The organism is Streptomyces sp. CB03234 (assembly GCF_001905885.1).
GTDB lineage: Bacteria > Actinomycetota > Actinomycetes > Streptomycetales > Streptomycetaceae > Streptomyces.
Window position 1 is genome coordinate 1,313,381 of the sequence record NZ_LIYH01000001.1, and the last position, 14,409, is coordinate 1,327,789.

At 70.6% G+C, this 14,409-nt stretch carries 19 protein-coding genes; 16 read left to right on the forward strand and 3 right to left on the reverse strand.

The window, feature by feature from the left end:
- Positions 1 to 25: 25 nt before the first annotated feature.
- Both AMK26_RS05895 and AMK26_RS05900 read right to left on the reverse strand, forming a co-directional pair.
- On the reverse strand, positions 26 to 793 hold the full coding sequence (locus tag AMK26_RS05895; protein WP_073752584.1) for an ABC transporter permease: 768 nt from the start codon (positions 791 to 793) through the stop codon (positions 26 to 28).
- Positions 790 to 1,716: an ABC transporter ATP-binding protein gene (locus AMK26_RS05900; RefSeq protein WP_073752586.1), complete on the reverse strand. Its 927-nt coding sequence runs from the start codon at positions 1,714 to 1,716 to the stop codon at positions 790 to 792. Before AMK26_RS05900 ends, AMK26_RS05895 begins: the two co-directional genes overlap by 4 nt.
- A gap of 297 nt (positions 1,717 to 2,013) precedes the next feature.
- Here AMK26_RS05900 and AMK26_RS05905 point away from each other — a divergent pair, with 297 nt between their 5' ends.
- The 14 genes from AMK26_RS05905 (at position 2,014) to AMK26_RS05970 (ending at position 12,743) form a co-directional block, all read left to right on the forward strand.
- Positions 2,014 to 2,736 (forward strand): helix-turn-helix transcriptional regulator, encoded by a 723-nt coding sequence (locus tag AMK26_RS05905; protein ID WP_073752588.1) that lies wholly within the window; start codon positions 2,014 to 2,016, stop codon positions 2,734 to 2,736.
- Positions 2,733 to 4,148, forward strand: a complete 1,416-nt coding sequence (sufB, locus tag AMK26_RS05910; protein WP_073752590.1) for a Fe-S cluster assembly protein SufB — start codon at positions 2,733 to 2,735, stop codon at positions 4,146 to 4,148. Before AMK26_RS05905 ends, sufB begins: the two co-directional genes overlap by 4 nt.
- A gap of 139 nt (positions 4,149 to 4,287) precedes the next feature.
- The gene (sufD, locus tag AMK26_RS05915; protein ID WP_073752592.1) at positions 4,288 to 5,469 is read left to right on the forward strand and encodes a Fe-S cluster assembly protein SufD; all 1,182 of its coding nucleotides are present in this window, start codon (positions 4,288 to 4,290) and stop codon (positions 5,467 to 5,469) included.
- Positions 5,469 to 5,786 (forward strand): non-heme iron oxygenase ferredoxin subunit, encoded by a 318-nt coding sequence (locus AMK26_RS05920; protein ID WP_073752594.1) that lies wholly within the window; start codon positions 5,469 to 5,471, stop codon positions 5,784 to 5,786. Before sufD ends, AMK26_RS05920 begins: the two co-directional genes overlap by 1 nt.
- A gap of 7 nt (positions 5,787 to 5,793) precedes the next feature.
- The gene (gene sufC, locus AMK26_RS05925; RefSeq protein ID WP_073752596.1) at positions 5,794 to 6,558 is read left to right on the forward strand and encodes a Fe-S cluster assembly ATPase SufC; all 765 of its coding nucleotides are present in this window, start codon (positions 5,794 to 5,796) and stop codon (positions 6,556 to 6,558) included.
- Positions 6,555 to 7,811: a cysteine desulfurase gene (locus AMK26_RS05930; protein ID WP_073752598.1), complete on the forward strand. Its 1,257-nt coding sequence runs from the start codon at positions 6,555 to 6,557 to the stop codon at positions 7,809 to 7,811. The genes sufC and AMK26_RS05930 overlap by 4 nt, the downstream gene beginning before the upstream one ends.
- 8 nt (positions 7,812 to 7,819) lie before the next feature.
- Positions 7,820 to 8,284, forward strand: coding sequence for a Fe-S cluster assembly sulfur transfer protein SufU (gene sufU / locus AMK26_RS05935; RefSeq protein WP_073752600.1), 465 nt, complete (start codon positions 7,820 to 7,822; stop codon positions 8,282 to 8,284).
- The gene (locus AMK26_RS05940) at positions 8,281 to 8,619 is read left to right on the forward strand and encodes a metal-sulfur cluster assembly factor (protein ID WP_073752602.1); all 339 of its coding nucleotides are present in this window, start codon (positions 8,281 to 8,283) and stop codon (positions 8,617 to 8,619) included. The genes sufU and AMK26_RS05940 overlap by 4 nt, the downstream gene beginning before the upstream one ends.
- A 115-nt stretch (positions 8,620 to 8,734) precedes the next feature.
- Entirely contained in the window at positions 8,735 to 9,055 is a 321-nt protein-coding gene (locus AMK26_RS05945; protein ID WP_073752604.1) for a DMT family transporter, read from the forward strand.
- A complete protein-coding gene (locus AMK26_RS05950) occupies positions 9,055 to 9,612 on the forward strand; it encodes a TetR/AcrR family transcriptional regulator (protein ID WP_073752606.1) in 558 nt (185 codons plus the stop codon). The genes AMK26_RS05945 and AMK26_RS05950 overlap by 1 nt, the downstream gene beginning before the upstream one ends.
- A gap of 61 nt (positions 9,613 to 9,673) precedes the next feature.
- Complete coding sequence (locus tag AMK26_RS05955) at positions 9,674 to 10,282, forward strand: RNA polymerase sigma factor (RefSeq protein ID WP_073752608.1); 609 nt, start codon at positions 9,674 to 9,676, stop codon at positions 10,280 to 10,282.
- Positions 10,275 to 11,279, forward strand: coding sequence for a hypothetical protein (locus tag AMK26_RS05960; protein ID WP_143608465.1), 1,005 nt, complete (start codon positions 10,275 to 10,277; stop codon positions 11,277 to 11,279). Before AMK26_RS05955 ends, AMK26_RS05960 begins: the two co-directional genes overlap by 8 nt.
- Positions 11,280 to 11,422: 143 nt before the next feature.
- A complete protein-coding gene (gene dapD / locus AMK26_RS05965; protein WP_073752612.1) occupies positions 11,423 to 12,406 on the forward strand; it encodes a 2,3,4,5-tetrahydropyridine-2,6-dicarboxylate N-succinyltransferase in 984 nt (327 codons plus the stop codon).
- Positions 12,407 to 12,518: 112 nt separating this feature from the next.
- Positions 12,519 to 12,743 carry a hypothetical protein gene (locus tag AMK26_RS05970; RefSeq protein ID WP_073752614.1) on the forward strand — a complete coding sequence of 75 codons (225 nt, stop codon included), beginning with the start codon at positions 12,519 to 12,521 and terminating at the stop codon, positions 12,741 to 12,743.
- On the opposite strand, the gene dapA is transcribed toward AMK26_RS05970, so the two are convergent.
- A complete protein-coding gene (gene dapA / locus AMK26_RS05975) occupies positions 12,719 to 13,621 on the reverse strand; it encodes a 4-hydroxy-tetrahydrodipicolinate synthase (protein WP_073752616.1) in 903 nt (300 codons plus the stop codon). The genes AMK26_RS05970 and dapA overlap by 25 nt on opposite strands.
- A 144-nt stretch (positions 13,622 to 13,765) precedes the next feature.
- Between dapA and AMK26_RS05980 the strand changes: the two genes are divergently transcribed.
- Both AMK26_RS05980 and AMK26_RS05985 read left to right on the forward strand, forming a co-directional pair.
- Positions 13,766 to 14,155, forward strand: coding sequence for a phage holin family protein (locus AMK26_RS05980; protein WP_241837795.1), 390 nt, complete (start codon positions 13,766 to 13,768; stop codon positions 14,153 to 14,155).
- Positions 14,152 to 14,409 (forward strand): DUF3618 domain-containing protein, encoded by a 258-nt coding sequence (locus tag AMK26_RS05985; protein WP_073752620.1) that lies wholly within the window; start codon positions 14,152 to 14,154, stop codon positions 14,407 to 14,409. Before AMK26_RS05980 ends, AMK26_RS05985 begins: the two co-directional genes overlap by 4 nt.

The window sequence follows — 14,409 nt, forward strand, 5'->3', positions numbered from 1 at the left end:
CCGCTTGTGCACGCGTTCACGAGGGTCACTCCCAGCGGAAGAAGCGCGCCGCCGCGCCCAGGCCGAGCACCGCCCACACGGTCAGGATCCCCGCCGCGCCCCACGGCATCGGCGCGCCGCCCTGGAGCACGTCCCGCAGCCCGTCCGACAGCGCCGAGATCGGCAGCAGCTCCAGCACCGCCCGCACCGCGCCGGGGAACTTCTCCAGCGGCACGATCACCCCGCCGCCCACCAGGAGCAGCAGGAACACCAGGTTCGCGGCGGCCAGCGTCGCCTCCGCCCTCAGTGTGCCGGCCATCAGCAGACCGAGCCCGGAGAACGCCGCCGTACCGAGCAGGAGGAGCAGGAGTACGGAGAGGGCGCCGCCCTGCGGCGACCAGCCGAGCGCCAGCGCGATCACCGTCAGCAGCGCGATCTGGAGGACCTCGGTGACCAGGACCGAGGCGGTCTTGGCCGTCATCAGCGCCCAGCGGGGCAGCGGTGAGGCACCCAGGCGCTTGAGCACCCCGTACCGCCGCTCGAAGCCGGTCGCGATGGCCTGGCCGGTGAAGGCCGTCGACATCACGGCGAGCGCGAGGACGCCGGGGGCCAGGAAGTCCACGGCCTTGTCGCTCTCGGTGTCGATGATGTCGACGGTCGAGAACAGGACGAGGAGGAGCGAGGGGATGATCACGGTGAGCAGCAGCTGCTCCCCGTTGCGCAGCAGCATCTTCGTCTCGAACGCGGCCTGCGCGGCGATCATCCGCCCGACCGGCGCCGCGCCGGGCTTGGGGGTGTAGGTCCCGGCACTCATGAACGCAGCTCCTTGCCGGTCAGTTCCAGGAAGACGTCTTCGAGGGTGTGCCGCTCGACCGCGATGCCGTCCGGCATCACCCCGTGCTGGGCGCACCACGTGGTGACCGTGGCCAGCAGCTGCGGGTCGACCGTGCCGCTGATGCGGTACGCGCCCGGCGTCAGCTCGGCGGCCGCGGTGCCGTCCGGGAGGGCCTTCAGCAGGGAGCCGAGGTCCAGGCCCGGGCGGCCGGTGAAGCGGAGGGTGTTCTCGGCGCCGCCCCGGCACAGTTCCTCGGGGCTGCCCTGGGCCACGACCCGGCCGGCGTCGATGATCGCGACGTCGTCGGCCAGCTCCTCCGCCTCGTCCATGAAGTGGGTGGTCAGGACGGTGGTGACACCGTCGGCGCGCAGCTCGCGGATCAGCTGCCAGGTGGAGCGGCGGGCCTGCGGGTCGAGGCCGGCGGTCGGCTCGTCCAGGAAGACCAGCTCGGGCCGGCCGACGACGGCCATGGCGAGGGCCAGGCGCTGCTGCTGGCCGCCGGAGAGCCGCCGGTACGTCGTCCGGCCGCAGGAGCCGAGCCCGAGGCGTTCGATCAGGGCGTCCACGTCGAGCGGGTGGGCGTGCAGGGTGGCCATGTGGCGGAGCATCTCGTCGGCGCGGGCGCCGGAGTAGACGCCGCCGGACTGGAGCATCACGCCGATGCGGGGACGGAGGCGGGCGGCGTCGGCGACCGGGTCGAGGCCGAGGACGCGGACGGTGCCGGCGTCGCCGCGGCGGTAGCCCTCGCAGGTCTCGACGGTGGTGGTCTTGCCGGCCCCGTTGGGGCCCAGGACGGCGGTGACCGTGCCCGCCCGGACGTCGAGGTCGAGGCCGTTCACCGCGGTCTTGGTCCCGTACCGCTTGACCAGGCCCCGGACCTGGACGACGGACTCGTATCGCATGGCAAGGCAGTCTAGAGAGCCGGGCGGGGCACCCCGTTCGGCGGGTGGCGTCCGGTATCGGTGAAACGGCCGGAAAGGGGCGCGGCGGGACTCCTCGGCAGGTGCTCCGCGAGGGCGGCGCCCCAGCCGGCCACCGGGCAAAACGGGCAGGTCAGGCCCGGTGGGCGGCGGGCACGCAGCACGCCGACGCTGATCGTTTCCGCAGGTCAGGTTAGGTTTCCCTTAGTGATGCACAGCACCGTCCACCTGTCAGGACGTCGCTTGTCAGGCTCTGAGGAATTACGCAACAATGGCGTTGTGAAAAACGTCGGTGAGGCTCCCGCGGCTCCAGCGGAGGAACTCGCGACCGGGGAGCGCTCCACGCGCAACCGGGTCGCGCGGTCCATCCTGGATCACGGCCCGTCCACCGTGGCCGAGCTCGCCAAGCGGCTCGGCCTCACTCAGGCCGCCGTCCGCCGGCACCTCGACACGCTGGTCGCCGACGACGTCGTCGCCCCGCGCGAGCAGCGCGTCTACGGCGCCCGCACCCGTGGCCGCCCGGCCAAGGTGTTCGCCCTGACGGACTGCGGCCGGGACGCCTTCGACCAGTCGTACGACTCGCTCGCCGTCGACGCGCTGCGCTGGATCGAGCGGAACGCGGGCGGTGAGGCAGCCGTCGCCGCGTTCGCCCGGGACCGGATCGAGGCCCAGGCGGAGGCGTACCGCGAGGCGGTCGAGGCGGCGGCGCCGGAAGAGCGTGCCGAGGCGCTCGCCAAGGCCCTGAGCGCCGACGGGTACGCTGCGACGGCGCGCAACGCGCCGGTCGGACAGCAGCTGTGCCAGCACCACTGCCCGGTCGCGCACGTCGCGGAGCAGTATCCGCAGCTGTGCGAGGCCGAGACCGAGATCTTCAGCCGTCTGCTCGGAACGCACGTGCAGCGACTGGCGACCATCGCCCATGGCGACGGGGTCTGCACGACGTACATCCCGCACACCACATCATCAGCATCTGCAAGCACGGCCGGGAGGAACCCCGCATGACCACCGAGATCAGCCACCCCGAGCTCGAGGGCCTGGGTCGGTACGAGTACGGCTGGGCCGACCCGGACGCCGCCGGAGCCGCTGCCAAGCGCGGTCTCTCCGAGGACGTCGTCCGCGACATCTCCGCGAAGAAGAACGAGCCCGAGTGGATGCTGAAGCTGCGGCTGAAGGGTCTGCGCCTCTTCGACAAGAAGCCCATGCCGAACTGGGGCTCCGACCTGTCGGGCATCGACTTCGACAACATCAAGTACTTCGTACGCTCCACCGAGAAGCAGGCGGCCTCCTGGGAGGACCTGCCCGAGGACATCAAGAACACGTACGACAAGCTCGGCATCCCCGAGGCGGAGAAGCAGCGCCTCGTCGCCGGTGTCGCGGCCCAGTACGAGTCGGAGGTCGTCTACCACCAGATCCGTGAGGACCTGGAGGAGCAGGGCGTCATCTTCCTCGACACCGACACCGCGCTCAAGGAGCACCCGGAGCTCTTCCAGGAGTACTTCGGCACGGTCATCCCGGTCGGCGACAACAAGTTCGCGTCGCTGAACACCGCGGTGTGGTCCGGCGGCTCGTTCATCTACGTCCCCAAGGGCGTGCACGTCGAGATCCCGCTCCAGGCCTACTTCCGTATCAACACGGAGAACATGGGCCAGTTCGAGCGAACGCTGATCATCGTCGACGAGGACGCCTACGTCCACTACGTCGAGGGCTGCACCGCCCCGATCTACTCCTCGGACTCGCTGCACAGCGCCGTCGTCGAGATCATCGTCAAGAAGGGCGGCCGCTGCCGCTACACGACGATCCAGAACTGGTCGAACAACGTCTACAACCTGGTCACCAAGCGCGCCGTGGCCTACGAGGGCGCGACCATGGAGTGGGTCGACGGCAACATCGGCTCCAAGGTGACGATGAAGTACCCGGCCGTCTACCTGATGGGCGAGCACGCCAAGGGCGAGACGCTGTCCATCGCCTTCGCGGGCGAGGGCCAGCACCAGGACGCCGGCGCCAAGATGGTCCACATGGCCCCGAACACCTCCTCCAACATCGTCTCCAAGTCGGTGGCGCGAGGCGGCGGCCGCACCTCCTACCGCGGTCTCATCGAGATCGGCGAGGGTGCCCCGGGCTCCAAGTCGAACGTGCTGTGCGACGCGCTGCTCGTCGACACGATCTCCCGCTCGGACACGTACCCGTACGTGGACGTCCGCGAGGACGACGTGTCCATGGGCCACGAGGCGACCGTCTCCAAGGTCTCCGAGGACCAGCTCTTCTACCTGATGAGCCGCGGCCTGTCGGAGGACGAGGCCATGGCGATGATCGTGCGAGGCTTCGTCGAGCCGATCGCCAAGGAGCTGCCCATGGAGTACGCGCTCGAGCTCAACCGGCTGATCGAGCTGCAGATGGAAGGCGCGGTGGGCTAGCAGCCCCCGGCCGTATCGATCACGTCCCCGGGCTCACCCGGTGAGTCCAGCGAGCCGCCCGCAGGGCGCCCGGCCACGGCCGGGGCCGCCCCGCGGGCAGCGAACGCACCGAACGCAGAAAGCGAGCAGACCGACAGCCATGGCTGAGGCCCAGAATCTCCCGGCGGGCTCCACCACCGCCGGCTCCATCGCGGTGGCGGCCGAGTCCACCGTCGCGACCCGCATGAGCGCACCCCCGTCCTTCGACGTCGCGGACTTCCCCGTTCCGCACGGCCGCGAGGAGGAGTGGCGGTTCACGCCGCTGGAGCGGCTGCGCGGGCTCCACGACGGCACCGCGGTCGCCACCGGCGACGGCGTACGCGTCGAGGTGGAGGCGCCCGAGGGCGTCACGGTCGAGACCGTCGGCCGCGACGACGCGCGGCTCGGCAAGGCCGGCACCCCGGTGGACCGGGTCGCCGCCCAGGCGTACTCCGCCTTCGAGAAGGCCTCGGTCGTCACCGTGCCCAAGGAGACCGTGCTCACCGAGCCGGTCCGCATCTCCGTGCACGGCGAGGGCGGCACCGCCTTCGGCCACCAGGTCGTCGAGCTCGGCGCGTTCGCCGAGGCCGTCGTGGTCATCGACCACACTGGTGACGCGGTGCTCGCCGCCAACGTCGACTACCTGCTCGGCGACGGCGCCAAGCTCACCGTCGTCTCCATCCAGGACTGGGACGAGAAGGCCGTCCACGTCGGCCAGCACAACGCGCTGATCGGCCGCGACGCGTCCTTCAAGTCGATCGTCGTCACCTTCGGCGGTGACCTCGTCCGCCTCCACCCGCGCGTGAAGTACGCGGCGACCGGCGGCGAGGCCGAGCTGTTCGGCCTGTACTTCACCGAGCAGGGCCAGCACCAGGAGCACCGTCTCCTCGTCGACCACAACACCCCGCACTGCAAGTCCAACGTCGCCTACAAGGGCGCGCTGCAGGGCGACAACGCCCACGCCGTGTGGATCGGTGACGTCCTCATCCAGGCCGCCGCCGAGGGCACCGACACCTACGAGATGAACCGCAACCTGGTCCTCACGGACGGCGCCCGCGTCGACTCCGTGCCGAACCTGGAGATCGAGACCGGCGAGATCGCCGGTGCCGGTCACGCCTCGGCCACCGGCCGCTTCGACGACGAGCAGCTCTTCTACCTGATGGCTCGCGGCATCCCGGAGATCGAGGCCCGCCGCCTCGTCGTCCGCGGCTTCTTCGCCGAGCTGGTCCAGCAGATCGGTCTGCCGGACGTCGAGGAGCGCCTCATCGCCAAGATCGAGGCCGAGCTGGAGGCGTCCCTCTGATGCCCTTCGTCCGAGCCTGTGGGCTGAGCGAGCTGGAGGAGGACACCCCGAAGCGGGTGGAACTCGACGGCACGCCCATCTCCATCGTCCAGACCGAGGGCGAGGTGTTCGCGATCCACGACATCTGCTCGCACGCGAACGTCTCGCTGTCGGAGGGCGAGGTCGAGGACTGCCAGATCGAGTGCTGGCTGCACGGTTCAGCCTTCGACCTTCGTACCGGCAAGCCGTCCGGCCTTCCCGCGACGCGCCCCGTCCCCGTATACCCCGTCAAGATCGAAGGGGACGATGTGCTCGTCTCCGTCACCCAGGAGTCCTGAGTCACCCATGGCTACGCTTGAAATCCGCGACCTGCACGTCTCCGTCGAGGCCGACAACGCCACGAAGGAGATCCTCAAGGGCGTCGACCTGACCGTGAAGCAGGGCGAGACCCACGCCATCATGGGCCCCAACGGCTCCGGCAAGTCGACGCTCGCGTACTCCCTCGCCGGTCACCCCAAGTACACGATCACCAGCGGCACCGTCACCCTCGACGGCGAGGACGTCCTCGCGATGTCCGTCGACGAGCGGGCCCGTGCCGGCCTCTTCCTGGCCATGCAGTACCCCGTCGAGGTCCCGGGCGTCTCGGTGAGCAACTTCCTGCGCACCTCCGCCACGGCCATCCGCGGCGAGGCCCCCAAGCTGCGCACCTGGGTGAAGGAGGTCAAGGAGGCCATGGAGCGCCTCAACATGGACCCCTCCTTCGCCGAGCGCAACGTCAACGAGGGCTTCTCCGGCGGTGAGAAGAAGCGCCACGAGATCCTCCAGCTGGAGCTCCTCAAGCCGAAGGTCGCGATCCTCGACGAGACCGACTCCGGCCTGGACGTCGACGCGCTGCGCATCGTCTCCGAGGGCGTCAACCGCGTCCGCGAGAGCGGCCAGGTCGGCACCATGCTGATCACGCACTACACGCGCATCCTCCGTTACATCAAGCCGGACCACGTCCACGTCTTCTCCGCCGGCCGGATCGTCGAGTCGGGTGGCCCCGAGCTCGCCGACAAGCTGGAGAACGAGGGCTACGAGTCCTACACGAAGGGTGGCGTATCCGCGTGACACAGCTGCCGGGCCTCCTCGACACCGAGGCGCTCCGCAAGGACTTCCCGATTCTCGACCGGGTGCTCCACGACGGCAAGAAGCTCGTCTACCTGGACAACGCGGCGACGTCGCAGACGCCGCGCCAGGTCATCGACGCCGTCAGCGAGTACTACGAGCGGCACAACGCCAATGTGCACCGCGGCGTGCATGTGCTGGCCGAGGAGGCCACGGCGCTGTACGAGGGAGCGCGCGACAAGGTCGCCGCCTTCATCAACGCGCCCAGCCGGGACGAGGTGATCTTCACCAAGAACGCCTCGGAGTCGCTCAACCTCGTCGCCAACATGCTGGGCTGGGCCGACGAGCCCTACCGGGTCGACCACGAGACCGAGGTCGTCATCACGGAGATGGAGCACCACTCCAACATCGTTCCGTGGCAGCTGCTCGCGCAGCGCACCGGCGCGAAGCTGAAGTGGTTCGGCCTCACCGACGACGGCCGCCTCGACCTGTCGAACATCGACGAGATCATCACGGAGAAGACGAAGATCGTCTCCTTCACGCTGGTCTCCAACATCCTGGGCACCGTCAACCCGGTCGAGGCGATAGTGCGCCGCGCCCAGGACGTCGGCGCCCTGGTGCTGATCGACGCCTCGCAGGCCGCCCCGCACATGCCACTGGACGTGCAGGCCCTCCAGGCCGACTTCGTCGCCTTCACCGGCCACAAGATGTGCGGCCCGACCGGCATCGGTGTGCTCTGGGGCCGTCAGGAGCTGCTGGAGGACCTCCCGCCGTTCCTCGGCGGCGGCGAGATGATCGAGACCGTGTCGATGAGCTCGTCGACGTACGCCCCGGCGCCGCACAAGTTCGAGGCGGGTACGCCCCCGATCGCGCAGGCCGTCGGTCTCGGCGCGGCGGTGGACTACCTCACCTCGATCGGCATGGAGAACATCGCGCGCCACGAGCACGCGATCACCGAGTACGCGGTCCGCCGCCTCCAGGAGGTCCCGGACCTGCGGATCATCGGCCCGGTGACGGCCGAGGACCGCGGCGCGGCGATCTCCTTCGTCCTCGGCGACATCCACCCGCACGACGTGGGCCAGGTCCTCGACGAGCAGGGCATCGCGGTCCGGGTCGGTCACCACTGCGCGCGGCCCGTCTGCCTCAGGTACGGAATTCCTGCGACCACGCGGGCGTCGTTCTATCTGTACTCCACGCCGGCCGAGGTCGACGCCTTGGTCGACGGCCTGGAGCACGTCCGGAACTTCTTCGGCTAGGAGCGGGTGTGAAGCTGGATTCGATGTACCAGGACGTCATCCTGGACCACTACAAGCACCCGCACGGGCGGGGCTTGCGGGACGGCGACGCCGAGGTGCACCACGTCAACCCGACGTGCGGCGACGAGATCACGCTGCGCGTCAAGTACGACGGGTCGCGCATCGCGGACGTGTCGTACGAGGGGCAGGGCTGCTCCATCAGCCAGGCATCCGCCTCGGTCCTGAATGAACTGCTCGTCGGCAAGGAACTCGCCGAGGCGCAGAAGATCCAGGCGACCTTCCTGGAGCTGATGCAGTCCAAGGGCAGGATCGAGCCCGACGACGCGATGGAGGAGGTGCTGGAGGACGCGGTCGCGTTCGCCGGTGTCTCGAAGTACCCGGCCCGGGTGAAGTGCGCCCTGCTGAGCTGGATGGCCTGGAAGGACGCGACGGCCCAGGCGATGGGTGACGGCGCGGAGAGGAAGACGGCATGAGCGAGAACGAGACGGTTGCCATGAAGCCGGCGTCCGAGGAGGAGGTCCGCGAGGCGCTGTACGACGTCGTCGACCCCGAGCTGGGCATCGACGTCGTCAACCTCGGCCTCATCTACGGCATCCACATCGACGATTCCAACGTCGCGACCCTGGACATGACGCTGACGTCCGCGGCCTGCCCGCTGACCGATGTGATCGAGGACCAGGCGAAGTCCGCGACGGAGGGCATCGTCAGCGAGCTGAAGATCAACTGGGTCTGGATGCCGCCGTGGGGCCCGGACAAGATCACCGACGACGGCCGGGAGCAGCTGCGCGCGCTCGGCTTCAACGTCTGAGGTTCCCTCCCGTACCGGGTGTGACGGTCATGCCCTCCCCTGCTCGATGAGCAGGGGAGGGCATGACCGTTTTCCGTGCCCGCCCTCGGGCCGGCTGATGTGTACGCTCGTACATATGGGATACGGACTGCTGGCCGCGGCCATCGCGGCGGAGGTGGCCGGCACGACGGCCATGAAGTACAGCGAGGGCTTCACCCGGCTGTGGCCCTCGCTGATCACCGTCGCGGGCTACCTGCTCGCCTTCACCCTGCTCGCCCAGACGCTCAAGACGCTGTCCGTGGGCACCGCGTACGCGATCTGGGCGGGCATCGGCACCGCCGCCGTCGCCGCGATCGGGATGCTGTTCCTGGGAGAGTCGACCAGCCTGGTCAAGGTCACGGGCATCGCCCTCGTCATCGCCGGCGTGGTCGTCCTCAACCTCGGCGGGGCCCACTGATGGCGCCCGGCGCGCCCCGCGCGCCCCGCCGGTACGACCCCGACCGGCGCCGCCGCATCATCGACGCGGCCATCCGCGTCGTCGGGCGGGGCGGCATCGCGGGGCTCAGCCACCGCACGGTGGCGGCCGAGGCGGACGTGCCGCTCGGCTCGACGACGTACCACTTCGCCTCCCTCGACGAGCTGCTCGTCGCCGCGCTGCGCCAGGCGGGCGAGGGGTTCGCCGGGGCCCTCCGCGACAGCGGGGCGCTCACCGACCCCGAGGCGGACCTCGCGGCGGAGCTCGCCCGGCTGACCGGGCGGTGGCTCGGCGGCGAGCGCACGGGCGTGGAGCTGGAGTACGAGCTGTACCTCGCCGCCCTCCGGCGCCCGGCACTGCGCCCCGTGGCCGCCGAGTGGACCGACGGCGTGGTGGCCGCCCTGTCCGCGAGGACGGACCCGGCCACCGCCCGCGCGCTGGTCGCCCTGATGGACGGGATCTGCCTCCAGGTGCTGCTGACGGACGCGGTGTACGACGAGGAGTACGCGCGCGAGATGCTGGGCCGGCTGCTCGCGTGAACCCCCTCGGCCCCTGCGGGGAACAGAGGGTGTGACCACATCCGCCAGAGACGGAGACTCCGTGAACGGCCCGCCCGGCACCGACGGCGACGACGACTCCACCGTCATAGCCGACTCCCTGGACCGTCCGGAGGCCTTCGCCGAGCTGTACAACCGGTACGCCGCCGACATCCACCGGTACGCCACCCGGCGGCTCGGCGACGCGGCCGCCGACGACATCACGGCCGACACTTTCCTCGCCGCCTTCCGGGGCCGCGCGCGCTACGACCAGGGCCGCGCCAACGCCCGCCCCTGGCTGTACGGCATCGCCGCCAACCTGATCGGCAAGCAGCGCCGCACCGAGGTCCGCGCGCTCAACGCGCTGGCCCGCACCGGCCACGACCCGGTCGCCGAGTCGTGGGTCGACCACGCCGACGACCGGGTCACCGCCCAGGCCGCCCACGGCCCCCTCGCCGGGGCGCTGGCGTCCCTGCCGGGCGGCGACCGGCACGTGCTGCTGCTGGTCGCCTGGGCGGACCTGACGTACCAGGAGGTCGCCGAGGCGCTCTCCATCCCCGTCGGGACGGTCCGCTCACGGCTCAACCGGGCGCGCAAGAAGGTACGGGCCGCGCTCGGCGACTGTGACCCCACCCTCGAACACGACTTCGCTGCGGAGGTCACCCATGGATGAGATGCGGACGCTCCAGGACTTCCGCGCGGACGCCCCCGCTCCCGACCGCGCCCGCCTCGCCCCCGGCCGCCAGCGCCTCCTCGACGAGGCCGCCCGCCCCCGGCGGCGCCTCCGGGCCGGCCGGCTCCTCGCGGTGGCGGGCGCGGTGGCGGCGGTCACCGCGGTGGCGACGCTCGCCACGCTGCTGCCGGCCGGGCAGGAGCCGGAGGAACCGGCGGCCAAGCCGCGGGCGGACCAGTGGATCTACCGCAAGACCGAGTGGCGGATGGTGAACTGCGGCTTCGGAGCAAGCGGCCGCGACGGCATGGAGATGCTCAGCGTGAACCTCCACTACAGGAAGGAGGGAGAGTCCTGTGACCTGCGTAGCCTGCTGTCCCGCACGGAGGAGGCATGGGGGCGGTACGACGGCTGGACCGAGGACATGGGCTCGCACGTCCCTCCCGCGCAGACCCCGTCGGGCGCCGCCTACGGGTGGGGCGGGACCGACATCCTCACGCCCCGGCAGTCGGACGCGCTCGTGGAGGACCTGCCGGACGACACCGATGGCGCCCTCGTCCTGATCCGGAAGCGGTCCATCCCCGACCGGGTGACCAGCGCGTGGCGGCTGACCCAGGCGCAGCGCGACTTCGCGGAGATCGCGGAGGTCCTGGCGACGGCGACCTCGATGCCCGAGGACAAGGGGAGGCTGCTGATCCGCACCGCCCAAGAGCTGCCGGGGGCCAAGGTGACGTCCACCGTCGTGCCGGGCGGGAAGGAGGCCCTCATGGCGCTGGGAGTCGAGGGCAACTACCGCGACTACTCCTACGAGCGGAACACCTTCGAGGTGCTGTTCGACCCGGAGACCCAGGCGTTCCGGGGCTTCCGGCTCGTGGCCGGGATCGGCTACTACGTCGGCGGCAAGAAGTCCGGCGGTCCCTACGTGGCCAAGGGCACCGTTCTCGCCACTGCCATGCGCCTCGCGACCAAGGTCGTCGACGCGCACGGCGCGCGCCCCTGATCCACCCGGATCGGTCGCCCGCCCCGGCACGGGGGTCCGGGGCGGGCGACCGATCCGGGGCTTACGGCCGGGGCTCACGGCCGGGGCGACCGGGAGGTGAGACCGGTTCGCTCGGACGGTGGCGCGGCGGTTAGGTTTCTGGCATGACTTCTGCACCTCGTACCACCGGCGCCGTCGCCGCCGGCCTTGCCACCATCGCCGGCGACGGCACCGTTCTCGACACCTGGTTCCCCGCTCCCGAGCTCGTCGCCGAGCCCGGGCCCTCGGGGACCGAGCGGCTCACCTCCGACCAGGCCGTGAACCTCCTCGGCGAAGGCGCCGCCAAGGCCATCCGGGTCGACGCCCGCCGAGGCGTCGAGGTCGTCGCCGTACGCACGGTCATCGCCTCGCTCGACGACAAGCCGCTCGACACCCACGACGTCTACCTGCGTCTGCACCTGCTCAGCCACCGGCTCGTCAAGCCGCACGGCCAGAGCCTGGACGGGATCTTCGGGCTGCTGGCGAATGTGGCGTGGACCAGCCTCGGGCCCGTCGCCGTCGACGACATCGAGAAGGTCCGGCTGAACGCCCGCGCCGAGGGCCTGCACCTCCAGGTCACCAGCATCGACAAGTTCCCGCGCATGACGGACTACGTCGCGCCCAAGGGCGTACGCATCGCCGACGCCGACCGCGTGCGGCTCGGCGCGCACCTCGCCTCCGGGACCACCGTCATGCACGAGGGCTTCGTGAACTTCAACGCCGGCACGCTCGGCAGCTCCATGGTCGAGGGCCGCATCTCCGCGGGCGTCGTCATCGGCGACGGCACCGACATCGGCGGCGGCGCCTCCACCATGGGCACCCTCTCCGGTGGCGGCAACGTCATCATCTCCATCGGCGAGCGCTGCCTGATCGGCGCCGAGGCGGGCGTCGGCATCGCGCTCGGCGACGAGTGCGTCGTCGAGGCCGGTCTGTACGTCACGGCGGGCACGCGGGTGACCATGCCGGACGGGCAGATCGTCAAGGCCCGTGAGCTGTCCGGCGCCTCCAACATCCTCTTCCGCCGCAACTCGGTCACCGGCACCGTCGAGGCCCGGCCGAACAACGCGGTGTGGGGCGGCCTCAACGACATCCTCCACAGCCACAACTGATTCGTGTGATTGTGCGTAACCTTTCCGCCAGTCGGGTGGATAAGCAGGTTGCGCACAGTCACACGAACGGGCAAACGGGCTAACCGGCAACCCGGCAAGGCGAGGAACGTATATGAACACCAGCAGGCTGATCGCTCTGGGCGTGCTCGCGCTGGGCGCGGTCCTTCCGGCTGTGGTCGCGCTGCCGTCGGGCGTCGCGTACGCGGACGAGACGCACCACGGCTCCGACAACGGACACCGCATTTCCCTGCTGTCGATCGGTCAGGTCGACGACCCGATGGAGGACGTGCTGGAGCACGTCGCCATCCTCGGTCACAACAAGGTCGTCGGCTCCTGAACCAGTTCCTCGTACGCCGCCCGCAGCCCGTCGACCGCCTCCCGGTCGGCGGGCTGCAGCGGTTCCCGGACCGGGCCCGCGTCCAGCAGCGCCTTCACCGTCACCGTGCCCGGCAGGCCCGACGCCATCATCAGCTCCGCCAGTGGCATGGTGAGCTGGTTGAGCCGGGCGGCCCGCGCGGTGTCGCCCGCGTCGAACGCGTCCAGCACCGCGCGCATCCGACGGGGCGCCACATTGGCCACCGTACTGATGAAGCCCGCGCCGCCGATCGCGTACAGCGGCAGGTTCATCTCCTCGCAGCCCGAGTAGTACGCCAGTGACGTGCGGGCCAGGACCTTCGTGGAGCCGAGCAGGTCGTACGCGCAGTCCTTGACGGCCACGACCCGCGGGTGCTCGGCCAGCCGCAGCACCGTCTCCGGCTCGATGCGCGTGCCGGTGCGGGCGGGGATGTCGTACAGCGCCAGGGGGAGGCCCGTCGCGTCCGCCACCCGCCGGAAGTGGGCCTCGACGGCCGCCTGGGGCGGGCGGCTGTAGTACGGGGGGACCACCAGCAGGCCGTCCGCGCCCGCCCGCTCCGCCTGGCGGGCCAGCTCCACCGTGTGCGCCGTGTCCGCGGTACCCACGCCCGCGACGAGCGGGGTGCCCGGACCGAGCGCGTCCCGCACCGCCCGCAACAGTGCCGCCTTCTCGGCGTCCGTGGTGGTCGGGGACTCTCCTGTCGTCCCGTTCAGCACCAGGCCGTCGCAGCCCTGGGCCACCAGGCCGGCGGCCAGCTTCTGTGCCCGGTCCAGGTCGAGGGCGCCGGAGGCGGTGAAGGGCGTGACCATGGCGCACAGGGCGCGGCCGAAGGGGCGGGGAGGTGACGTGGTGAGGGTCATGGCCGCAGTGTGCGGCACAGGAAGGTGTAGGACTACTTAGTTCTTCTTTGGGTGAATGGCAAGTCTTGCTGAAGTATCCCGCTGGTTCCGGCACCGCTCGGCGGGGTACCCGGAGCTTCCCGTACGAGATGGGAGGCGATCCGCGTGGCCGGAGAACCGTCGGTCGGCGAGCTGGTGAAGCAGGCGTCGGAACAGCTCTCCGACCTGGTGAAGACCGAGATGCGCACCGCGCAGGCCGAGATGATGCAGAAGGGGAAACGGGCGGGCAAGGGCGGCGGGATGCTGGGGGCCGCGGCGGCCGTCGGCTACGTCGGGCTGATCGGCGTGTGGGCCAGCGTGGCCGCCGCGCTGGCGATCCCGCTCGACGTCTGGCTCGCCGTGCTCATCGCGACCGTCCTGTTCCTGGCGGTCGCCGGGGTGCTCGCCCTGCTGGGCCGTACGCAGCTGAAACGCGCGGTGCCGCCCAAGCCGGAGCGGGCGATCGACGGTGTGCGTTCGGACGTCCACGAGATCAAGGAGAGGGTCCACCGATGACACGGGACACGCCCCACAGCCCGGGACCTGACGAACTCCGCCTTCAGGCGGCACGCAAACGGCAGGAACTGGGCGAGACCATCGACCAGCTGATGGCCAAGACGGACGTGAAGGCGCGGGCCGCCCACCTGGTGCACGACAAGACCCCGGAACCGGTACGCGAACATCCGCGCCGGCTCCTCGCGGCGGTCGCCGCGGTCGTCGTCGCGGGCGTGGTGCTCTGGCAGCTGCGGCGCACCGGGAAGTGGGGGTGA